Source organism: Moorena sp. SIO4A1 (assembly GCF_010672065.1).
GTDB lineage: Bacteria > Cyanobacteriota > Cyanobacteriia > Cyanobacteriales > Coleofasciculaceae > Moorena.
This window is the reverse complement of record NZ_JAAHHX010000002.1, coordinates 129776-152132: the sequence shown is the minus strand read 5'-3', so window position 1 is coordinate 152132 and position 22357 is coordinate 129776. Positions and strand designations below refer to the sequence as shown.

Here is a 22357-nt window from a genome sequence, read left to right as displayed (position 1 = left end):
CAATAGTTTAATTTAGTTTATTTGATTATTGTAATGATTATATATTTTATTGTCAAGGGTTTTTAGAATTTTTTTGGGGGGGGTATTTTAATGGTAAAAAAAAGCGATCGCGTAGCGGCTCTTTCAGAGCATCGCAAAGATTATGCGATCGCTTTTTTTGTATAGCGGTCTGTAGGCTAATTAGGTAAACAATTTTTTTTCCCTGTTCCCTATTCCCTGTTCCCTGTTCCCTATTCCCTATTCCCTACCTTTACAGATCAAGTTTAAGCTTGGTGCAATAATATATTATTTATGCTTGCCCCTTTCGCGTCATACCGATACCAGAAAGATAAAGATCAGGAACTTTATAACGTTTAACATCATCTTTAGTCCCTTCATAAATAGATAACAAACCCACTTCTCTAGCAAAACTCAATTCATCATATAATTCACTTACATCAGTTGCATAGAAGGGCGAACGTCCTATTCCTTTAAGACAATCAATCAACTCTTGAAGTTCACTAAACTCTTCATTTATCAAAGCATCTAATGCTTTTTCTGATACCTTTTCAAGAGATGAACTCAAAGCCCGTGGTCGGATGATAGTTTTCTGATAAGGATTTCGCTCTTGTTCGTTTATTTCCCAATCTTTCGCCTCAGCAAAAAGTTGTAACAGAGCACGGGGACTATGGTTGTTACTGCCATCAGCAATTCGCTTCCAGACCCAGTTCCGAGTAAAGGCAGATTTACCCCCTTTCATCCGCTCACCAACCAAAAGATTCCAAATTTCAAAGACCTGTGATTCACTCAAATAGTCACTAAAGGCGTCACTACTTGATGACAAATTTGATAACAAACTACCTTGCTGAATTGAGTCTACTACAAGTCCTTTAAATCTATCCGATTTCAGAGCTTGCTTAATTATAACTTTAAAAAAATCTGATCGCTCACGCCATTCAAGGACTACAGATCGCCCGAAAAAGTGACTTTTATTATCGAAACGAAGGCTACGCCAGATATCTTCTCGCAATAGAACTTTGAATTTTAAGTTTTTCATATTGTCCCCTAAGTCAGTAATCAACGAAAGCAGTCCTTCAATGGCTTTAGTGCGTCTTTCTCGATCTGCCTGTGTATTTCCAAATCCTGTATCCAGTCCATCGAAAAGAAGAAGAATAGTAGATTGTGCAGCACCATCGAAACGAGTCAGCCAATCTCTTGCCAATAAACCAATTTGAGATTGTGGTAGTAAATTCTGAAACCATCGGACAAGTTCTAATTCGTTAGTAGGATCAGTTCCTAGAACTTGTGAGACAGCGTCATCTGGTTGAGGCTTCTCTCCACGCCAGGATAGGTGACAGGCAAGACAAGTCTGGAGTAACCAAAAGTCACGCCAGCTTTTTCCCGTAGTTTCTAAAGCCTCATCAATGGCCTTGAAACCTTCAGAGTTAATAACCCACGGGCGATCGCCTTTAAGAGGACTGGGAGATAACACTACAATGGAATCTTGCTTAGAATCTTCCAGGAGGCGGCGGAAAATAGCCGTTTTACCAGTACCTTTACGACCACGGATTAGAACTATGTTAGGCTTAAGGGCGCGATTGACTAACTGTGTTTCTACAAAGGTTTCCAGAAAATTATCTTGGTATTCTGCTGTTCCTGCAGAAAATTCTAATTCCTGTAAAATTTGCCCCTTACTATCGGGTAAACTATCCGGTAGCTCTTCTTCACTAGCTGTAGGGATAAAACGTTCTAACCATTCAGCAACCGGCTCAAAGTCACGCCACGTTTCTTGATTAGATAAGATTTTATCTGATGTAGCAATCTCTTCTCGATAGGGAATAAAATGTGTAATATCTGATTCTTTAATCGGCTCTGATCTCGATTGTTTATCCCTCAGAATAGAGAGCCACTCTCCAATCCATTCAATAGCTCTATGTTGATATCGTTCCACAACTTCTGGTGCTTTACTAGCAGGAATTGGAGACACAATAAATCGTGGCTCTGGAGTAAGCCGCTGTTCAGTTTCAGTTCGTCTAGTCTCAGCAGCAAGCAATGCACGAACCAGTTCACCCGTACCCCTTTGAGCTTGAGGATGAGGAAAGAACACAATAATTGCCAGATCAGCCAAGTCAAACAGGAGCGGTCCATTGAGAGGAGTCATTCCTGTGCGAGCATCTAGTAAAATGACATCAGGTTTGAAAGGAAGACGATCACTACTTAAAATCTGAATCAGTTCACGTAATGGATTTCTATCTTCCCGATACCAAGCTCCAGGTTCCATAAAGCTCAGTAAACGCGCATAATTGGCATTGGGCAAACCTGCCGGAATACAGTAAATCTCATCAGTTTCAGAAACCCTCAGAATATGATTACGGATGTCAGGCTCTTCCCCTTGCTCCAAACTTAGTAACACAAATACCAACCCCTGTTGATCCTTAACCTCGTCTTCCTTTCCAAACAAAGCCGCTAATCCTGGAGCTTCTAAATCCATGTCAACACAGAGCACAGTGCGTCCACGACTAGCAAGAATTCGGGCAGTATAAGCCAGGGCAGTTGAGCGACCAACTCCTCCTCTGAGGGAATAAAATGTTGCAACGATCGGTCGGTCAAGGTCTTCGTCTAGATCCGATGGAAATAGGATTGCTTCAGGATTACTAGAGCCAGAGCGAGAGCGAGCCAGAGCTTCAGGCCAAAAAGGTACGTTTTCCAGGGTAGAATCAATGGGAAGAGGGCCAGCCCATTGCTGCTCTTCAGGAGTTAGTAAATCTAACCACTGAATGGTCAATTCTTTTAGTCCCTCTAGAGCAATGTTCTTACGTTCTTGTTTGGATTTGTCATCAAATCCTCGGGAAATGACAGCAATACGCCAGCCTAGAAACGGATCCGGTTGAACCCGCAGCTCCGTAATCTCTAAAGCTGCACGTGACATATTTTGATGAATACGCTCTTTGATTTCTGAATGGTTCATCTGCGCCTCCCGGATTTAGGACTAATTTTAAACTTTATAAAGTTTGTTAACTGCTTTGCTCCATCTACCAACTCCGCCATTGTCAGGCTACTATTACAGGTTATTTGATAACGTAGGGATGTATCCCAGTTTTCTATAAAAAATGTCTTTGCACCTGTAGAGTCACGGATATCGGAGAGACGAAATCCCGCTGCTTCCCATAAACCCCGTAGATTATGCCCCTGATTGCCATGTTTCGGAAATGATTTATTTCTAGATCGTAATAAAGCCTTGAGACTACATTCAATGGCATAGCCTGCCATATAAACTGATCCAATTGATTGACTTCTATTTTTGAGTATAGCGTCTGCATCTGCCGCCCGTTCATTTGCAATATCTAGCCAGTCTTTGTAATTATTAGGATCCATTACAAGTATAATTGCAATTAATTTTATAGATTATCATAAAAAAAAGTCCATAATAATGGACTTAACTCGCTCTACAATTATGGTGATATTTTTAGTTGATAGGACTGAACCAGAATCCCTTATTATTTATCCTTTCTTTTCAAAAAAGAACCAGCACCTAAAGCACTAAGTCCCAGCAGCGCTAATCCAGAAGCAGGTTCAGGTACACTGGTTGCATCTGGCTTTGAAGGATCCTCGGTGATAGTTTCCTTAAAATTAGGATTGGGATCAACATAGACAGTTGGAGGTAATAGGGAACCTCCAAGAGTAAAGGTAATTCCTGACTCTCTGTTCCAGGTAAGGATATAAGCCCCGGCATCAAAAGCCCTACCAAAATCGATATCTATAATCCAACTATCAGGGGTAGCGTTAAAGGTAGTAACAAAGGTTCTAGGAGGAAGAGGAAACGGAGAAGGAAACGGTTCAAGAGTAATATCAGAACCGACTTGCTCTAACCCTTCTACATCAAGAAACCAAGAAAGTAATTCTCCTTCAGGATTGTACTCAACAAACCCCTCGTAATCTCTAGTTTTGGGAGGAGGCTCTGGCAGAAAACTAGGAAAATCCGACAATTCAAGTTCGCCACTGAATTCTTGGTTAATTATTTGCTCAGCAGCAGCCGGTAAAACGGCAACAGTAGCAGAGGTTAAAGCGACAGCAGTAGTAACAAGAGCTAATTGGTGATAAATATTAGTCACAGAAAGTATCCTCCTTCAGTATGTAGATAATAGGGAACAGGGAGCAGGGAACAGCAAGAAATAGTTAACAGGATTTTTTTGTTATGATAAATTATTATGATTTATCATAATCGCTTTTAAACTAATAAATTTAGCTTGAATTATAGTCACATAAAAAATAAATGTCAATACTTGATAAAAAGCCCTAAAATTGACGATGCCAAATTGCCTGATTAGTATAGGATTGATAATAGTAATGAATTAATTAATTTTGAAATTAGGCAAAAATTATAATAAAATCCCCATCTCCCCATCTCCCCATCTCTTCATCTCCCCATCTCCCCATCTCCCCATCTCCCCATCTCCCCATCTCCCCATCTCCCCATTTCCCTACTCCCTAAGACGAAAGTCCCTCACCCAATTTAGAACAGTCTATAATATGTAAAGCGCAATAAAAACTAGGAGGTGATCGTGATGCTGCTCAACTACCAATACCAGGCTTATCCAAGTACTCAACAAAAACTAGAACTAAATGATTGGCTACGGATTTGTCGGTACTGGTACAACTGGCAGTTGGGCGATCGCTTTCGGTGGTGGAATGAAAACCGCACTGCTGTTAATTCTTGTCCGTTGATTACTTATCTACCAGAACTCAGAGATAACCCCGGTTATTTCAGTCAAAAAAAGCTGTTACCAATCTGGAAAAAAGACTTGGTGACAGTTGTCCACTCAGGTGAATTGCTGGACTTTACCCGAGTTCCGGCGAATACTTTACAGGACGTATGTAAAAGAGCAGACCTAGCTTTCAGTCGATTCATCAAAGGCGATTGTAATGGTAGTCGTAGCGGAAAACCTAGATTTAAAAATCAAGCTAGATATAGGACTTTAAAGATAGATGGGAAAGACTGTTTTTCTGTAGCTAGAATCGAGAGGAAATGGATATGGCTAAAGATAAGTAAACTCAAGGGCTGGCTCAAAGTACGCCTACATCGTCCGCTGCCCGACGGGTTTAAGATCAAGAATATTCTAATCACCAAGAAAACCGATGGTTGGTACACAACCTTATGCTTAGAAGATTCTACAGTACCAGCGTTTACACCAGAAAGTGTTATTCCCACTTGGGATAATGGCATAGGGTTGGATGCCGTACTTTACGGAGACGATTATCTAGCAACATCTGAAAATACCAAACTACCTTCACTTAAGTCTTACCGTAAGAATCATTCTTATTTAGTAGGACTTACGCAAATCCCTCAATTTAACGCTACCTGTAGGGTGGGCAAAACCTTGCCCACCCTACCCATGGATTCTGTGCGTAAGTCCTATTTAGAAAAGGTACAGACAAAAAAGAATGCCAAGACAAAAGGTAGTAAAGCTAGAAGGAAATTGCAATCCCGTGAAGCGAGAATACATCAACGGATTGCTAGGAGCCGAAAGGATCATGCCTATAAAACAGCTCATGTTCTGGTTAGAAGCGGAAAAAAAGTTTTCTATTATGAAAATTTGAACCTTACTGGTTTAAATAAACGAAATAAACCCAAGCCAGATGGGAAGGGTGGATATTTGCCTAATGGACAGTCCGCTAAATCTGGATTAAATAAGTCTTGGTTGGACGCAGGGTTTGGGCAGTTCTTTGAGGTACTGGACTACATAGCTGGAAAAGCTGGAGCAGTAACGAAAAAGTGTAACCCTGCCTATACCTCTCAGCTGTTAAGCTATCGAGACGAGTTTGTATTCACGGATTGCGACCTCCGCGAGTATTGGGATGAGCAAGAAATGTTATTGGTTGACCGCGATATTAATGCCGCAATTAACCTAAAACGAGTGGGGCTGGGCGTGTTCCCCACTATAAAACGCTGTAAGGGGAATCCGGTTATAGATAGCTCTATAACTAATAGTACCTCAAAGGAAGTTTTAGTAGCTCTAAGGAGTGCTAGAAGCTTACACTTAACGGATAGTGAAGTGTAGGAACGTCACCTAGGCAGACCTCAGCTGTGGCAAACATAGGATTGATTCTAAAACGAAGCAATGCCAAAATAACTACATCTTTCCGAAAAACTATCAATATCTAACTTTTGTAAAAACGATAGAACAGATATGGAAGCCGAGTACATTATACAAGCATTGCAACTCGTACCACATCCTGAGGGGGGGTTTTATCGAGAGATGTATCGATCAGATCAGGTCGTAAAGACACCTTTTGGAGTACGGTCTGTTGCTACCTCAATCTATTATCTCCTCCGTAGTGGTGAATATTCATCGTGGCATCGTATCAGGTCTGATGAACTGTGGTTTTATCATGCTGGTGTACCATTGTGTCTCAACTACCTTGACGAGACCGGTTCACAACGGGGCATACTACTGGGAGCCAGTTTGACAGACGGTGCTCATCCTTACTATTGTTTGCCAGGCGGTACATGGTTTGGGGCGATTCCTTCACAAGATGATAGTTTTTCTCTGGTGAGCTGCGTTGTTGCACCAGGCTTTGACTTTGCCGACTTTGAGTTGGCAGAAAGCGGAGTTTTCCCTCAGATCAGCCGGGAGTTATTGTGATTGAGGAGCTGTTATGGGATGGTTCTAGCGAGCCGCTATGGGATTGACCTTGGCCAAAAGGCCACGCTACGCGAATGGTCACGCGGGGCGCGTTCGCAAATTACTCGATTGACCTTTGGTCACGCTGCGCGAACACAAATTAAGCGATCGCATAAAAGAGATGAGTCTAGGTAGCTGTTATGTATCTTTGCTAGGACTATTGAAAGATTGATTGTAAGGAAACAGAGTATCCAGTAATCGGTTCAAGCTCCCCTGCCCATGAACAGTAGGTTGAGTCTTCGGGGCTGGTGATTCTGTCTGCGACTCAGCCGTCGTCTCAGCCTCAATAGTTTCTGTTGTGTTAGTCTCTGTAGAATTGGTATCTGTAGTATTAGTCTCTGTTGTATTAGTCTCTGTTGTCTCTGTAGCCACCGTATTACTGGTGGATGGCACTTGACCATTCACAGATTCCGTGGTAAAGCTGTTTTCAGGTACAGTTGATGACGACTCCTGAGGTTTCTGCTCCAAGCTATCAGGATTTGGTTGAGACTCTTCCGGTAATGGACGCCCCTTATCTCCCAACACCGACGCTGATGGCACCACTTGTAGGGATTCTACAGAATGATTCCAAATTGTGGTCAGGGAGCCAATACTAGCATTAGCGCCAATTTTTCCCTTCCCCACGACCAGAACCCCAGCGCCTAAACTCGCTCCTGATTCCACCTCCACAGTACCTTTGTGAGCATGAATAATTGCTCCCATACCGATACAAACACCGGCTGCAATCGTTATTTTACTATCTCGATCCGCTCGCAAAATTACCCCTGCTGAAATAACAGCACTAGGATCAACGCTCACATTTCCTTCCACGTATATATGAGAATTATTACTCAATTGAAGTTTAGGCAAGTGCATAATTTTTGGCACAGTAGACTTCGCCGCAGTTTTGGGGGTAAAGGGTTTTGGGTAAAGGGTTTTGGGATTAAATTTGACTCTAGCACTATCATTTTTGAGGGCTTCTTTACCGTTGCAAGAAGTCTAATACCTATAAATAAGCTGGTCTTGATTTAAATTAAATGGTTCTCGCAGCAAGGGAGTAGGGGGATAGGGTTTGACGGTTTGTTTTCTAAGGGATGCAGTGCGGTATTGGGGCTTCCCCCCATCTACCCACACTTCCCACACTTCCCACACTTCCCACACTTCCCTATCTGTTCCCTGTTCCCTGTGCTATGCTTATAAATTAAGGCTTTTGAATCAGCGTCTCTAGAACACGCCGTTTAGCTTTCGGATCAATACCAATCAACCGTACATACTCACCCGAATGTTGAACCAAGCAGGTTTCTAGACCTTCAACCACGTCTGAAACCCGAGTAGAGTCAATGGGGGAGCAAGTCTGCCAAGAACTGGTGCGGAATCGACGTTTATCCGCATGTTCAGTACCAATGCGATAACCTTGGGACAACAGGTTACGGATCTGCTCAACGATATCTTGACTCAAGGATGAACCAGAAACCTTGCTGCCATTGAATCCTGAGGATTGGGTTGAACGGGGAGTATAGCTATAACTACTACTAGGTTTAGCAGCAGGCTTTGCAGTGTCCCCTGGTTTTTGAATAATCTTTTCCATCACCCGGCGCTTGGCTTGCGGGTCAATCCCAATCAGTCGGACATACTCACCAGCGTGGTCTGCCAAACAAGCCCCTAGGTCTGCCAAAGCCTGTGATACATTATCGGAGTTGATTCCAGGAGCACTCTTCCAGGAACTAGTCCGGAAGCGACGCTCATCAGCATACTCAATACCAATCCGATACCCTTGGGACAACAGTTGACGAACTAGATCATCCACTGATGAGTCTAAGCCATTGCTAGAGAAACCCGCAGTAGGTTGAGGAGCAGAGCTGTAGGGGCTGTAGCTTCTTGAACCAGATCCAGTGGAACTTCCAGAAACAGGGCCACCCGGTTTTTGGATAATCTCTTCACACACCCGGCGTTTAGCTTTCGGGTCAATCCCAATTAGTCGGACATACTCACCAGCGTGGTCTGCCAGACAATCACCCAAGGATTGGAGCACTTCTGATTCACGATCGGAGTGTATTCCGGAAGCACTCTTCCAGGAACTAGTACGGAAGCGACGCTCATCAGCATATTCAGCACCAATTCGGTATCCTTGGCCTAACAGTTGACGAACTCGTTGTTGAAGCTCTGAACTTAATCCTGTATTTGAAGACATTGATCTGAAAGATTTATGGGAACTATCAGGGCTACTATGACCATTAGAGTCAGCATTTTCAGCAATTTCTTTGCGGATGGGCATCATGCAGGAATCATCCTCTGCACACTGATAACCCGCCCGCAATGCCTCATTGATTGCCACCACATGGTTAGCAAACGTTCTATCTTGCTCTTCTACATCCGGTAGTCGGTCAGCTTGCTGCTGATTAGTAATCACCGCTCCGGAAGGAACATATTTACCGGGAGGAATTTCGACATCCTGAACAAGGGCATGCATCATCACAATACAGCCCTTGCCAACTCTAGCATTAAACACCGTAGAGCGAAAGCCAATAAAGCAATCATCCCCGATATAAGCAGGACCATGAATCAGGCTCATGTGGGTAATCGATGCATTCTTGCCAATCCACACCGAGTACTCTTTCTGGTCATCCCCAACAACCCGACCTTCTTCAAGACCATGAATCACAACACCATCTTGAATATTGGTACCTTCACCGATGTAAAATGGTCCCCCTTCATCAGCTCGAATCGAGGTTCCCGAGGCAATCAATACATTTGGCCCAATCTCTACATCTCCAATAATGTTGGAAAAAGAATGGACATAAGCTGTGTCATCAATTTTTGGTTCAGCCAGATCCCGTGACCAAGGTGTTGGGGGAGCTGCCTGGGTGCTAAATGCCATAGATGTTTTCCTCCTAATTTTTATTTGAGATACACTGTCATGAAATAGATTTTTGTCAAGCCCCACACTTGAGGATTGGGGTTAGTTATTTCTGCTGCTCCCACTCGGGAAATGTAATCATGCAGAAATTGCTGGATTGTTAATAGTTAACCTCTACCGTTATGGCTTATCGTTACAAATAACTGCTTTGGAAAGCTATAGGGGTCGGGTCAGAATCGAGCAATGGATAACAAGCCATAAGCTACTACCCAAAGCTACTACCCAAAGCTACTACCCAAAGCTACTACCCAAAGCTACTATTGTCCGAACCTACTCACTAATACTGGTCTTTTTTGCTGTAGAGCATGCTATTGTCCACACTGACCGTGTCAATAATCCCCACCACCATAGCGTCGATGGGACGCTTGTCACTCTCACCAACTTGCCGAGCCGCGCTGCCACGGCTGACTAGCACCCACTCATTTATACCAGCACCGACTATGTCAGCAGCTACCTCATACTTGGGCAGTGGTTCTCCTGCATCATCTAGGTATTGCAGGAAAAGGAATTTAGTTCCTCTAAGACTAGGATCTTTATAAGTACTAACGACCGTGCCTCGGACCTTGGCAATTTGCATTGACCTAAATTATTACAGGACTTGGGGTGACAGGACTTGGGGGGAGATGGATTAGGGAGCAGTTATATGGCCAAGCCAAAACTAGTGGATCAAGCAATCTCTCCCCTCATGGTAAGCACATCCCCTACTTGACACCGGCATGTCTTGAATCTCAAATTGGCGGACGATTATGGACGGTTCATCGGACGGATGGCGTTAGTACTCTCCCGGAACTGTTCCACATCTTCGGTATAACGAATTGGTAGAACATACTCCAGGTTTTCGTGAGGTCGAGCAATAATATGGGTAGATAATACCTGACCTCCATTGACACGCTTAACGTTATCAATTCCAGCAGCTACCGAGGCTTGCACTTCGGAAACATCTCCCCGCACAATCACGGTTACACGAGCGCTACCAATTTTTTCATAACCCACAAGGGTGACACGAGCCGCTTTCACCATCGCATCTGCGGCTTCTACAACCGCTGGAAAACCAAGGGTTTCCACCATTCCCACAGCAATTGACATGAATTTTACTCCTAGACGTTTATCAAGATTTTGATCAACCCACGCGCTGACCACACGTGGGATGGTTGTGACGGCATATAAGCGCTCTTTGCTAAACCTATAGTCACTGCATACCAACGAGTTCAGCACCCAAGCTTGTGCCAATTGCCTCTAGACTCTCTATGGTTTTTAGGAGCATCTTGGCTAGTAGCTACGGAACTGTTCCACAGCTTCGCTGTAACGAATTGGTAGGACATACTCTAAGTTTTCATGGGGACGAGCGATGATGTGGGTTGATACCACCTTACCTCCATTCACCCGGTTTGCTGATTCTATCCCAGCGGATACGGAAGCTTGCACCTCGGAGACATCTCCCCGCACAATCACGGTTACACGAGCGCTACCGATTTTTTCATAACCCACAAGGGTGACGCGAGCGGCTTTAACCATCGCATCAGCTGCTTCTACAACAGCTGGAAAGCCCTCAGTTTCAATCATTCCAACAGCAATTGGCATTTCGCTTTTCTCCTAGTGGATTAGTCAAATAAGAGTGATTAACGCTCCCTAACTAACCTTGCAGTGTAGTTAGGGCAGTGTAGTTAGGGTTTCTGTGGTATTGCAGATAACTGCAATGTTGCCGGGTAAATCGGCCTTTTCGATACACCGTCAGAACGTGAGCCGACCAACGTCATAGCAGGTAGCTAACTTAGCTAGCTAACTGACCTAGCTAATTCACCTAGCTAATTCAGGTAGCTAACTGTATTGGTCGTGCTTCTGTGCTTCCCTTGCTCCGGTCTTAATCCGCCTCATGGTTAGTTTGGGGGGGATTAAAGGGTGGAGGGGGGTGTGGGTTTGCCTAACCAAAAGTGATTGTTTCCCTGGCCTTTCGGCCACGCTACGCTAACACCCCGGCTGAAACAAAGATAGTAGACGGGGAATGCCCTCAACATCTTTGTTTAAAGGACAACCAAAACTAAGCATAGAGAACCTTGGCGTATTTGACAATATAAAATATGATAATACTTCTTAATGAGAGACCTTAACAAAACTTAACATTCCGAGGGGGTCAGCTAGATTAGTTAACGAAAATTCACCGTTTTGGAGAATGGTTGCTTTTGTTTTATAATTTTTTTATAACTTTTAGATAAGTAATCCTCACTAAGCGCCAGAATTTGAGTGCGGTCACCGAGTTCCTGGGTTACGGCACTGGGAACTGGGTCGCTCTAACCTGACTAAGGATAGATGGGTGGATAGATGGGTTGTCAAGCCTGATTTGAGCTTTAATCCCTTAGCTTGATCGGTTGTCAAGCCAGACTTGACCTTGAATAAGTTAGCTTGATGGGTTCTATAAAGGTTACTTGTCATGATTCCAAAAGCAGTGTTTTATGGTAATAATCAAAAAAATATTCGGAAAAAATAAGCCTGGATTATGTCCAAGATAACCCTTAACTGATAAAGTTGTAAAAATAGTAATGATTTAAGACAAATCACCACATTATTAGCTGTAAACCGAGGAAAATCGTCACTTTAAAAAGACGTTTGGGCTAATTAGTACCGATTTTTATTTAATTGATTGCAGAAATGATGAGGTCAAGGCGTGATGACTGAGTTGCTTACTCAGACGATTTGGGTAGTTCCCATTTACAGTTGGATTGGGGCATTTTTAACTATCCCCTGGGCAACAGGAATAGTGCGTCGTACGGGACCGAGACCAGCGGCTTACTTTAACCTGTTGATGACACTTTTCGCCTGCATTCATGGCTGGCTGATCTTCCAAGCTTCATTACAGGAAGCGGTGCAAGAGATAGAGTTTCACTGGCTAATGGTTGCTGATATTGACATATCATTTGTTCTGGAAGTCTCACCAGTGAGTACTGCAGCAATGGAGTTTATCACCAGCCTAAGTCTATTGGCGCAACTCTATGCTCTCGGATATATGGAGAAAGATTGGGGATTAGCTCGCTTCTTTGCCCTGATGGGATTTTTTGAAGGGGCATTGATCGGAATTGTCTTGAGTAATTCCTTATTCCTGACCTATGCTCTGTTGGAGATGCTCACGGTGTGTACTTTGCTCATTGTGGGTTTTTGGTACGCTCAGCCTTTAGCACTCAAAGCTGCCCGAGATGCTTTTCTAACCAAGCGTGTAGGAGATATCTTGCTGCTAGTTGGGGTGGTGAGCTTAGCCACCTTTGCGGGAAGCTTAACCTTTTCAGACTTGTATACCTGGGCTTATTCAGCTAATCTACCGCCACTAGTGGGTAACTTACTGGGATTGGCTTTGATTGCTGGTCCAATTGGTAAATGTGCCCAATTCCCCTTGAATTTATGGTTGGATGAGGCGATGGAGGGACCCAATCCCGCTTCAGTACTGCGGAATTCCTTGGTGGTGACTTGTGGTACTTATGTGCTGATTAAACTGGTGCCGATCGTGACCATGGTCTCACCGTTGACCTTATCGGTGTTAGTAGTTATTGGTACTATCACAGCACTAGGCACCTCAATGGTAGCGATCGCACAAATCGATATTAAGCGATCGCTTTCCCATTCCACCAGCGCTTACATTGGTTTAGTATTTATCGCGGTTGGAATGCAGCGCGCTGATATTGGTGTGATTTTACTGGTTGCCCATGCCTTTGCTAAAGCCTTGATGTTTATGAGCATCGGGGGGGTAATCTTCAACACTAATAACCAAAATTTAGCTGAATTGGGGGGCTTAGGGTCAAAAATGCCCGCTACTAGCACTGCCTTTGCCGTGGGTATCGTTGGTCTGATTGGACTTTTCCCCCTGGGTGGCTTTTGGGCAATGAGTGAAGGGATTAACGCCTTTTGGTTTGATGCCCCTCTTCTGGTCATACCCTTTCTCTTCGTTAACGCAGTTACTGCCTTAGGTTTAGTCCGGGTGTTTCGGCTAGTTTTCCTAGGGAAACCCCAAGCGAAGACCCGTCGAGCACCAGAAGTACCGTGGGCTATGGCCTTACCAATGGTAGCGTTAACCATACTGACATTGCTGGTACCAGTGCTAATACGTCCGATGGAATTGCTATCGGAATGGGAGGATCTCAATCTCCTAGCCGAGGTAACCTTGATAATCTCTGGTGTCGTAGGTTGCACTGCAGGGGCTTTAATTTACCTACCCAGAACCTGGTCGCGGTCAATTCGGATGCCGTTGAAATTGTTCCAAGACCTATTCGCCTATGACTTTTACCTGGACGAACTGTATCGTTACACCATCGTGTTTGCTGTTCTCCTATTTTCCAAGATTACAGCTTGGGTTGATAGATATATCGTTGATGGGTTAGTCAATCTGGTTGGTTTAGGAACAGTATTTAGTGGTCAAAGCTTAAAATACAGCGTTTCCGGTAAATCACAGTTTTATGTACTGACTATCCTTTTAGGAATCAGCTTATTAGCAATCTTCATCACCTGGCCCTTGAATCAGTGGTCTTTGAGTCAGTGGTCTTTGGAGCAGTGGTCTTTGTTGATAGGTCATTAGTTAAAGGTTGAAGGTTAGCAGGTTGAAGGTTAGCAGGTTGAAGGTTAGCCCGTTGAAGGTTAGCCCGTTGAAGGTTAGCCCGTTGAAGGTTAGCCCGTTGAAGGTGAGCAGGTTGAAGGTGAGCAGGTTGAAGGTGAGCAGGTTGAAGGTGAGCAGGTTGAAAGTTAGCAGGTTGAAGGTGAGCAGGTTGAAGGTGAGCAGGTTGAAGGTGAGCAGGTTGTTCGCGTAGCGTGGCCAATAGGCCAAGGTGAGCCCGTTGAAAGTTAGCCCTTTGACTGTTGAACCTTGGCCAAAAGGCCACGCGATCGCTGAAAGCGGGCCTATCGGCAGAGCCGACGCTACGCGAACGTCCATCGCGTTCAACCAATCAACCTTGGCCAAAAGGCCACGCGATCGCTGAAAGCGGGCCTATCGGCAGAGCCGACGCTACGCGAACGTCCATCGCGTTCAACTAAACAACCTGCAACCAAACAACCTTCAACCAAACAACCTTCAACCAAACAACCTTCAACAAACCAACCTTCAACCTTCAACCAAACAACCTTCAACAAACCAACCTTCAACCAAACAACCTTCAACAAACCAACCTTCAACCTTCAACAAACCAACCTTCAACCTTCAACAAACCAACCTTCAACCTTCAACAAACCAACCCCATAACAACAAGTAAACAAATGATTAGGAGACTGGTCGATTTATGTTGAGTGCCTTGATTTTGGTACCAATACTGAGTGCCGCTATAGTGGGGTTTTGGCCCGGGAATGTCACCGCTAAAGCAGCTCGTCAAGTTGCCTTGGTGGTTACTGGTGGTATTTTCCTCTGGTCAGTAATATTGATGACCATGTTTAACCCCGGTGACGTGAATCTACAATTTCAGGAAAATCTTCCTTGGATTCAGGTGATTGGTTTGACCTATAGTTTAGGGGTAGATGGTCTATCGTTGCCCTTACTAATCCTAAATGGTCTGCTAACCGCAATTGCCCTGTACTGCACAGATTCCAACGTCATTCGCCCTAGGTTGTATTACGCTCTGATGCTGTTGCTAAATGGCGCTGTTGCCGGTGCCTTCCTAGCTCAGGATTTACTGCTGTTTTTTATCTTCTATGAGCTGGAACTGATTCCCCTATATTTGTTGATTGCAATTTGGGGGGGTAAGCGCAGAGGCTATGCTGCAACCAAGTTTCTCCTCTACACAGCCCTTTCCGGAGCCTTGGTTCTAGCGTCATTCCTGGGCTTAGTGTTTTTGAGTGGTTCCTCTAGCTTTAGCTACGCCGAGACCAGGGAGCTGGCATCATTACTACCCGTTGCTCAGCAATTAATTCTCTTAGGAGCGGTTCTAATTGGCTTCGGGATTAAAATTCCCTTTGTGCCATTCCATACCTGGTTGCCAGATGCCCACGTGGAAGCATCAACCCCAGTTTCAATTCTATTAGCTGGTGTGCTCCTGAAATTAGGTACCTATGGTTTGTTGCGGTTTGGCTTAGGTTTGTTTCCGGAACCTTGGACAATTCTGGCACCTTGGTTGGGAATTTGGGCAGCAGTGAGTTCCCTTTACGGAGCATTCAATGCCATTGTCCAGAAAGATATGAAAAAAATGGTGGCATATAGTTCTGTCGCTCACATGGCATACATTCTGTTAGCTGCTGCTGCTGCCACTAAGCTAGCGTTGGTAGCCTCAGTTTTGCATATGATCAGTCACGGTTTAATATCAGCGCTACTGTTTTTATTAGTCGGTATCATTTATAAGAAAACTGGCTCACGGGATATCACTATCCTCAATGGTCTATTAAATCCGGAACGGGGTATGCCAGTAGTTGGTAGTTTGATAGTGCTTGGTGTAATGGCTAGTGCTGGTATCCCTGGCATGGTGGGATTTATCTCTGAGTTTCTGGTCTACTGGGGTAGTCTCCAGGTATTACCAATCCCAACTATCCTATGCATGCTCAGCACCGGTTTAACGGTTGTTTACTTTTTACAACTAGTTGGTGGAGCCTTCTTTGGTCGTCTGGCTAACCATTTAACTGATTTACCAACCGTTAAGTTCACAGAACAATTACCAGGGCTGGTTTTAGCACTATTGATTGTGGTTCTGGGACTACAACCAGGATGGTTACTTAATTTAAGTGAACCGATCACAGCAACTTTGGTAACGACACCACCGAATGTAGCTGTGAATGTATCAAGCAATAGTTGAAGGTTAACAGGTTGTTTGCCCTTGGCGTTCGGTGTAGGGTAGGTTAACAGGTTGAAAGTTAACAGGTTGAAAGTTAGCTGGTTGAAAGTTAGCTGGTTGAATGCGATGGACGTTCGCGTAGCGGAGGCCGTAGGCCACGCCAAAGGCGAACGGCTCTGCCGATAGGCCCGCTTTCAGCGAACGCATTCAACCTTAGCCAAAAGGCCACGCGTGCGCGTTCAACACCTAAAAAACCTTAAACTTTAAACCTTAAACTTTAAACCTTAAACTTTAAACCTTAAACAACCTTCAACCTTAAACTTTCAACCTTAAACAACCTTCAACCTTCAACAACTTTCAACCTTCACCCTTCACCCTAATTATTATGTTAGTTAGCCAGAAAACGAAACGAACTCATCCCCTAGAGGAGTATATAAAGCGACTACAAACTGGTAGTGCCCTGCTATCGGATTCCCCAGAAAACCTGATGGAAGTAGTCGGTATACTTCACAGCTACGGCATTGTTTTAGATGCTTACTCCCGCAATCTTATCTACACTGCAGATCATCAATTTTTAGTATTTTTTCCCTTCTTTAAATACTTCAATGGCGACATTTCATTCTCAAAGCTTTTACGTCATTGGTGGCACGACCGAATTAACTTTGAGTACGCTGAATACTGTATGCGCTCGATGTTATGGCACGGTGGTGGGGGCTTAGATACTCATCTCGATACCGATGAATTTGAGCAGCGATGTGCCGAAGCAATTCAGGCAAAGTTTAAGAGCAATCCCTTGATGCTGGGAATGAACAAGCTATTTCCTGAATTCCTGCCCGAACAAGTGCGAATGCTTGCCTATACCAGTGGATTAGGGCAATTCTGGCGGGTGATGAGTGATATATTCATGTCCCTATCTCAGGGCTATGACGAAGGGGAAATTAAGTCGATTCCCCAAGTAGTAGACCATATTAAAGCAGGGTTAGTCGCAGCAGCAAACAAACCCATTACCTATGCCCCTCAGATTGGCGCTCAAAGGTATGAGATTATTCCCGAATCGGTTGGTTTGACTTTCTTGTCTGATACAGGAGTACCCTATGTAGAGGCAATTTTCTTCCGGGGAACACCCTTTCTGGGGACAGTATCTCTGAATGCCCAAGCCTACCAGATTTCCCCAGATCAAACCCGATTTACCTATGGCGCATTGTATGCTGACCCATTGCCTATTGGTGGTGCTGGAATTCCACCGACATTGCTGATGCAGGATATGAGGCATTATCTACCCAAGTATCTCAGCGATTTTTTTATGCGATCGCATCGGGGTGAAATTGACTTGCGGGTCAAAATTTGCCAAACTTTCCAGAAATCTATGTTTTGTGTCACTACAGCTGCGATTTTGGGGCTAGCACCTCATCCGATGGATACCACGGATCCTGCTGAACTTGAGGAAAATCGAGCCTATTTGGAATACTGGATGGATCGATTGATCCCCTCCCGCTTAAGAGCAGCCAATGGTCAAATGACCAACGCCTAAAACTGCCCATTACCCTGAACTACGTGTTTAAGGGTAGTGAGAGTCTCCAGGCTAATCATGCCGCGAGAATGTCCTTTTTGATTAGACATACCTAGAAACACGGAGTCTCCTGGTTGCGGATTCCGTGAAAATCTTGGTGAAGAATTAATGTAAACCGATGCACTATCTACACCTAAGGCAAACTGACGGCTTTCCTGATAAGAATCTGTCACCAGGCAGTCAGCATGACCACTACTATATTGATTAATCCAAGCAATGCCTGATTCTATAGAATCTACCACTTTCAACGCAATAGTTTTGGTCAAGTAGGCTTGACCCCACTCGGATTCTGCTGCCAAGGTCAATTGTTCAGGAAACTTAGCCACTAGATTGGCATCACCTCTGAGTTCAAAACCGTTTTCCTTGAGGTTGTTCAACAGGGTAACTAAGGCAGAGGTTTTTTGATTCTGATTAATCAGAATTTTTTCAATAGCATTGACGGGATCCGGCTGACTGGCGTGGCTATCTAAAACCATATGCCTAAGCAGATCGACGTTACCATTAGCAGACCAGTAAAGGTAGCAGTTACCAATGGCCGATTGCAAAACTGGTGCAGTTGATTGCTGGATCACCTGCTTGAGCAGGGTTGGTCGTCCGTGGGGAATTACCAAATTCAGATATGGATTTTGAGTGACCAAATCCCGAATCGAAGCTCCCTGTCCAGAGGGGAATAGTTCCAGACATCCCGTTGGCAAACCGACCTCATCCAAAGCATTTTGCAACGCTTGAGCAATCACCTGGTTAGATTGACTGGCTTCGCTACTGCCTTTGAGAATCAGGGAGTTACCAGTTTTGAGACAAAAGCCTGCGGCAATTGCACCTAGTTCAGGGAATGCCTCATAAATTAGAGCAATCACTCCCAACGGCATTAGCTGACAGTAGGTCTGAGATTGGTCAGTTTGATAGGAAGCGTTCATTACCCGCCGGATTGGATCAGATAACTTTCCAATCCTTTCCAGGATCCCGATAGCCATCTGTAGCCTTTCTGGTGTTAGCTTCAGCCAGTCCAAAATTAGGTCTGGCACTGCCATGTCCCTACTGGTTTCCAGATCTAGGGTGTTAGCTTCCAAAATATCATCAAAGGAATTTCGCATTCCTTGAGCCATGGCCTCGATGCCACGAGAGCGCTCTTCTCCCTTGGTGTTTGCCAATGCCCGAGAAGCATGGTGGACACTGGCCATTAAATCATGTAACTTCGAGGCCTTGCTCCCAGAGTCTGTGTTCATTGTTAGTTAACGCCGGTAAGCTAGCCAAACCATCATAGCCGGAAGTACTGCTAGCAGTACTGCCAGTAATGCCCAGACTATGATACCTGGCCCTTTTTGGGAGTGAAGTGCCAAAGGCAACCAGACAATCAGCAGAACTAATACAATACCCAACGCTACAGGTAAGTAGCTTTCCCCAAGACTACCATGGATTGTATTCCAACGATGTCCTGTCCAACGCCAAGCTTTTTTATAGGGGTAGTGGGTGGATAGTTGCTCAATCACATAACCACTTTCGTCTACCACAAAAATTTGCTGACAGCGATGGCAGCCAAGGGCTTCTGTCAGTGTAATTGGCACTAAATGACCCCGACGCCGACAAGGGCAGGGATACTCAGAGTTTAAGTCAATCTTTTGACCTTTTTGAGATTGCACAAGCGTTATTAAAAACCAAAAGACATCTGGATGGGATAGGACGATTATTCCCAGGTAATTCCTGGTATTTATTTGCAAAAGTTGTAAACGTATCCATCTTTTTTATGGACTTTAGTCAAATTTTTAACGTGTAAGCTCACGGCCTTTTTCCCTGGAACTGTGTAATTGAAAGAATTGCTTTTACTCCTAGGGTTGACTCTTCCAAACTCACCGGTTAACACATTCTTGGCTATATCTCCACTGCACCAGCCCTTAATCGGCTTTAATGGGTTGTGCCTAATGGGATAGCCATACTTATTGAGCGCTGCCTTCTGTCTACCTCCCTGCCCTTTGCAGGTAACTAATAGTGGTTGATTTGTCCTTAACCATAAAGGCTCAATATCCCCAACACAGGCAGCGTCAATCCAATGCTCTTTAGGAAAACCTAACTTAGTCCGGTTGTACTTGGTTTGTGCTCCGGTTCCAGTAACCACAGACTTGATTGCTCGAAGCACTTTTACTAATTTTTGGCGAGTTGCATTGACTGCCGCTGCATCTTTCAATGGTTGTTTGGCTTTGGTCTTGATTTTCTGAAGTAAGCTTGGTTTCTTGTTCAAAAACTCTTCTATTGGTTTATTACCTTTCCGTTGATTACATTTCTCGCAGGCTAGACAAAGATTGCTCACCCGATTACTTCCTCCCTTAGACTTTGGGTGAATGTGTTCGATTTGCAATGGTACGGATTGTTTACCGCAGTAAGTGCATTCCCTTCCCCATTTTTCTAGTAAGTACTCTCTCACCTCATATCCGCGTCGCTCACCTTGCTGGTACTCAACGCCGCTGATTTCAGGATTCTGCATCTTTTGAGCATCAAATTTAACTCTTTCGATCCAAATCTCGTTAACCGGACAAAATTTGATTAATCGTTTTACCCAAGTCTCAATAGTCAAAATCCTATGCTCTAAACTAGGTGGAAGCCAGCCCTCTGAACGTTTGCGGTTAAGGAATCTTGGCTTTCTGTAACGGGTATTGCGATTACGTCTTCGGTGTCTTACAGCTCTTCTAGATTCTAGTTTTTTCTTGATTAGTCCTCCCCTGTGCTCTAATTCCATTCCCCAAATAACCTGATTGTTTTGGACTAGAGCAAACCCAGTGACCTGGCTACCAGGATCAATTTTTAGTTGACAGTTGGTAACAACAGGATTCTCGTTCGCGCAGCGTCGGCTTTGCAGAATCGCAGTTTTCAAAATAATAGTAAAAGGGTACATCCTAAAAACCGCCGCTTTGCCTTTGTCTAATAACCTTCGTGCCTTCTTTGGTGGAATGGGGTTTAATGGTTGTTTGTTTGTGTCAATGACAAATACATAATTCTGCATTTTTAGTGCATCTCAATTCGGTAATGTTTTCCTCGACAAGGTTGTAATAGCTTGTTAGGTTAACCACACATTTGCCTTCACCTTAATGGTTAACGATAGAGCCAGGGACTGGAGTTCATCCTTGGGTATCTTGACCAAAACAACGTAGGAAACAAATCCTTAGTCTGCAACCTAGTCGGCAATCCCAGAAATTACCGGGAATTGCCTAGGCTTAAACTAGGTGGTTAGGTTTATCAAAAAACCTTTAATTGGTTGGTAGTGCTGCTTGATTTAATTAAATATAGGGACACTACAAAGCCAAGCATGTCCCCATCTATTATATAAGCTTATTCATTGCCACGGTTGGCATCAAGTGGGATGCTTAAGCTTAACACAGCCTCCCTCAGGTTCCCTTACTCTAGGTCTGACAGGTTTATTTACTATTCGCAAGCGGGTAACGCGATTCGAACGCGCGACATTCACCTTGGCAAGGTGACGCTCTACCACTGAGCTATACCCGCACCTCAACTTATCTCCTTCTAGTATGTCAGATCCGCCAAAATTTGTCAACCCCTTCTACTGAGTTTTCAGATTCAAGAAAATTAGGAAAATGTTCCAAGATTAACTCATATGTTAGGAATCAGGGTCAGATTCTGAAGCAATTGTCCAATTTGTCGAGAATGGTAGAGTTTGTTGGCCCAAAGTTCCCTGTTCAGACTCTTCATAGCCTAATATTGACTCTTGACCCCGAAAACTCCGGATCAGGTTAGCCATTTCTATGGCATTCATGGCATAATCCCAACCTTTATTGCTCTTGATTCCCGCCCGTTCTAGAGCTTGCTGCATGGTATCTACGGTTAGAATACCAAAAATAACAGGTACCCCGGTTTGAAAACCGGCAGCAGCAATGCCCTTGGCTACTTCAGCAGCGACATAATCAAAATGGGGAGTTTGACCCCGAATCACTGAGCCCAAGCAAATCACTGCATCATAACGACCGCTAAGAGCAGCTTGGCGAGCCATCAATGAAATTTCAAAGCTACCCGGTACCCAAATATAGTCAACTTGAGTACCTTGGGGATTGGGATCAATGCCATGGCGTTTTAAGCAATCTTTACACCCCTCTAAGAGTTTACCTGTCACTAGGTCATTAAAGCGACCAATGATAATCGCAAACCTCAGGGAGGTAGATGACGTAAAATTTCCCTCGAAAACTGCCATGACTATCGTTCTAAAGGCTGATTACAGTAATAATTTAGGTCTAGCTGAGGGCAATTATAACCTAAACCACCAAAAAGTTGAGGGCACCGACTAGAAGCACTAGAAGCACCCAGACCCCTGAACCAAGCCAAAGCAAGCGTTTTGATTGCTCCCAGTTCTGAGGTGTGGCATAAGCTACTGGTACACCGACTACCAAGACAAATGACAATAGGACTAGAGCAGTGAGTAATAGTTGGAATATAATAGTCATTTTCTGTGCTGATACCTTGACGCTAAACTTTCCTAAAACTTGTTTAAAACAGG

Annotated in this window: 24 protein-coding genes and 1 tRNA gene; 7 read left to right on the top strand and 18 right to left on the bottom strand. The window is 44.2% G+C overall.

The window, feature by feature from the left end; genetic code table 11:
• Positions 1-289: 289 nt before the first annotated feature.
• The 3 genes from F6K53_RS01525 to F6K53_RS01515 form a co-directional block, all read right to left on the bottom strand.
• Complete coding sequence (locus F6K53_RS01525; RefSeq protein ID WP_293018907.1) at positions 290-2947, bottom strand: ParA family protein; 2658 nt, start codon at positions 2945-2947, stop codon at positions 290-292.
• Complete coding sequence (locus F6K53_RS01520) at positions 2944-3354, bottom strand: HEPN domain-containing protein (protein WP_293065777.1); 411 nt, start codon at positions 3352-3354, stop codon at positions 2944-2946. Before F6K53_RS01520 ends, F6K53_RS01525 begins: the two co-directional genes overlap by 4 nt.
• Positions 3355-3476: 122 nt before the next feature.
• Entirely contained in the window at positions 3477-4091 is a 615-nt protein-coding gene (locus F6K53_RS01515; RefSeq protein WP_293065773.1) for a PEP-CTERM sorting domain-containing protein, read from the bottom strand.
• A 453-nt stretch (positions 4092-4544) separates the two neighbouring features.
• On the opposite strand from F6K53_RS01515, the gene F6K53_RS01510 reads away from it, so the two are divergent.
• The 3 genes from F6K53_RS01510 (at position 4545) to F6K53_RS01500 (ending at position 6797) form a co-directional block, all read left to right on the top strand.
• Positions 4545-6038: a transposase gene (locus tag F6K53_RS01510; RefSeq protein WP_293065770.1), complete on the top strand. Its 1494-nt coding sequence runs from the start codon at positions 4545-4547 to the stop codon at positions 6036-6038.
• Positions 6039-6167: 129 nt separating this feature from the next.
• Entirely contained in the window at positions 6168-6623 is a 456-nt protein-coding gene (locus tag F6K53_RS01505) for a cupin domain-containing protein (RefSeq protein WP_293065767.1), read from the top strand.
• 18 nt (positions 6624-6641) lie between these two features.
• Complete coding sequence (locus F6K53_RS01500; RefSeq protein WP_293065765.1) at positions 6642-6797, top strand: hypothetical protein; 156 nt, start codon at positions 6642-6644, stop codon at positions 6795-6797.
• Between the two features lie 3 nt (positions 6798-6800).
• Here the strand turns inward: F6K53_RS01500 and F6K53_RS01495 are convergent, their stop codons facing one another.
• From F6K53_RS01495 to F6K53_RS01465, 7 genes are all read right to left on the bottom strand, one after another.
• Complete coding sequence (locus tag F6K53_RS01495; protein ID WP_293079757.1) at positions 6801-7496, bottom strand: hypothetical protein; 696 nt, start codon at positions 7494-7496, stop codon at positions 6801-6803.
• Between the two features lie 144 nt (positions 7497-7640).
• Positions 7641-7802, bottom strand: a complete 162-nt coding sequence (locus F6K53_RS01490; RefSeq protein WP_293018914.1) for a hypothetical protein — start codon at positions 7800-7802, stop codon at positions 7641-7643.
• A 40-nt stretch (positions 7803-7842) separates the two neighbouring features.
• A complete protein-coding gene (locus F6K53_RS01485; protein ID WP_293079754.1) occupies positions 7843-9519 on the bottom strand; it encodes a ribulose bisphosphate carboxylase small subunit in 1677 nt (558 codons plus the stop codon).
• 316 nt (positions 9520-9835) lie between these two features.
• Positions 9836-10135, bottom strand: a complete 300-nt coding sequence (locus F6K53_RS01480) for a EutN/CcmL family microcompartment protein (protein WP_008185074.1) — start codon at positions 10133-10135, stop codon at positions 9836-9838.
• 167 nt (positions 10136-10302) lie between these two features.
• The gene (locus F6K53_RS01475) at positions 10303-10644 is read right to left on the bottom strand and encodes a carbon dioxide-concentrating mechanism protein CcmK (protein ID WP_293018921.1); all 342 of its coding nucleotides are present in this window, start codon (positions 10642-10644) and stop codon (positions 10303-10305) included.
• Between the two features lie 183 nt (positions 10645-10827).
• Complete coding sequence (locus F6K53_RS01470; RefSeq protein ID WP_008185070.1) at positions 10828-11139, bottom strand: carbon dioxide-concentrating mechanism protein CcmK; 312 nt, start codon at positions 11137-11139, stop codon at positions 10828-10830.
• A gap of 666 nt (positions 11140-11805) precedes the next feature.
• Complete coding sequence (locus F6K53_RS01465; RefSeq protein ID WP_075902542.1) at positions 11806-11988, bottom strand: hypothetical protein; 183 nt, start codon at positions 11986-11988, stop codon at positions 11806-11808.
• A gap of 235 nt (positions 11989-12223) precedes the next feature.
• Here F6K53_RS01465 and F6K53_RS01460 point away from each other — a divergent pair, with 235 nt between their 5' ends.
• The gene (locus tag F6K53_RS01460; protein WP_293065754.1) at positions 12224-14116 is read left to right on the top strand and encodes an NAD(P)H-quinone oxidoreductase subunit F; all 1893 of its coding nucleotides are present in this window, start codon (positions 12224-12226) and stop codon (positions 14114-14116) included.
• On the opposite strand, the gene F6K53_RS01455 is transcribed toward F6K53_RS01460, so the two are convergent.
• Complete coding sequence (locus F6K53_RS01455) at positions 14043-14417, bottom strand: pentapeptide repeat-containing protein (protein WP_293065751.1); 375 nt, start codon at positions 14415-14417, stop codon at positions 14043-14045. The two genes, F6K53_RS01460 and F6K53_RS01455, sit on opposite strands and share 74 nt — an antisense overlap.
• On the opposite strand from F6K53_RS01455, the gene F6K53_RS01450 reads away from it, so the two are divergent.
• Together F6K53_RS01450 and F6K53_RS01445 are read left to right on the top strand one after the other, a co-directional pair.
• Complete coding sequence (locus F6K53_RS01450; protein WP_293065748.1) at positions 14395-14571, top strand: hypothetical protein; 177 nt, start codon at positions 14395-14397, stop codon at positions 14569-14571. The two genes, F6K53_RS01455 and F6K53_RS01450, sit on opposite strands and share 23 nt — an antisense overlap.
• A gap of 242 nt (positions 14572-14813) precedes the next feature.
• Positions 14814-16310 (top strand): NADH-quinone oxidoreductase subunit M, encoded by a 1497-nt coding sequence (locus F6K53_RS01445; RefSeq protein ID WP_293018928.1) that lies wholly within the window; start codon positions 14814-14816, stop codon positions 16308-16310.
• 3 nt (positions 16311-16313) lie between these two features.
• On the opposite strand, the gene F6K53_RS01440 is transcribed toward F6K53_RS01445, so the two are convergent.
• A complete protein-coding gene (locus tag F6K53_RS01440; protein WP_293018929.1) occupies positions 16314-16448 on the bottom strand; it encodes a hypothetical protein in 135 nt (44 codons plus the stop codon).
• 226 nt (positions 16449-16674) lie between these two features.
• On the opposite strand from F6K53_RS01440, the gene F6K53_RS01435 reads away from it, so the two are divergent.
• On the top strand, positions 16675-17820 hold the full coding sequence (locus F6K53_RS01435) for a CO2 hydration protein (RefSeq protein WP_293065744.1): 1146 nt from the start codon (positions 16675-16677) through the stop codon (positions 17818-17820).
• On the opposite strand, the gene F6K53_RS01430 is transcribed toward F6K53_RS01435, so the two are convergent.
• The 6 genes from F6K53_RS01430 to psbZ form a co-directional block, all read right to left on the bottom strand.
• Complete coding sequence (locus F6K53_RS01430; protein WP_293018932.1) at positions 17817-19085, bottom strand: glutamate-5-semialdehyde dehydrogenase; 1269 nt, start codon at positions 19083-19085, stop codon at positions 17817-17819. The two genes, F6K53_RS01435 and F6K53_RS01430, sit on opposite strands and share 4 nt — an antisense overlap.
• Positions 19086-19091: 6 nt before the next feature.
• Positions 19092-19499, bottom strand: a complete 408-nt coding sequence (locus F6K53_RS01425) for a hypothetical protein (protein WP_293018933.1) — start codon at positions 19497-19499, stop codon at positions 19092-19094.
• 68 nt (positions 19500-19567) lie between these two features.
• A complete protein-coding gene (gene iscB, locus F6K53_RS01420; protein WP_293018935.1) occupies positions 19568-20854 on the bottom strand; it encodes an RNA-guided endonuclease IscB in 1287 nt (428 codons plus the stop codon).
• 428 nt (positions 20855-21282) lie between these two features.
• Positions 21283-21354: transfer RNA gene (locus F6K53_RS01415), tRNA-Gly, on the bottom strand.
• A gap of 112 nt (positions 21355-21466) precedes the next feature.
• On the bottom strand, positions 21467-22054 hold the full coding sequence (ribH, locus tag F6K53_RS01410; RefSeq protein WP_293035875.1) for a 6,7-dimethyl-8-ribityllumazine synthase: 588 nt from the start codon (positions 22052-22054) through the stop codon (positions 21467-21469).
• 61 nt (positions 22055-22115) lie between these two features.
• Positions 22116-22304: a photosystem II reaction center protein PsbZ gene (gene psbZ, locus F6K53_RS01405; RefSeq protein WP_070394766.1), complete on the bottom strand. Its 189-nt coding sequence runs from the start codon at positions 22302-22304 to the stop codon at positions 22116-22118.
• Between the last annotated feature and the right edge of the window lie 53 nt (positions 22305-22357).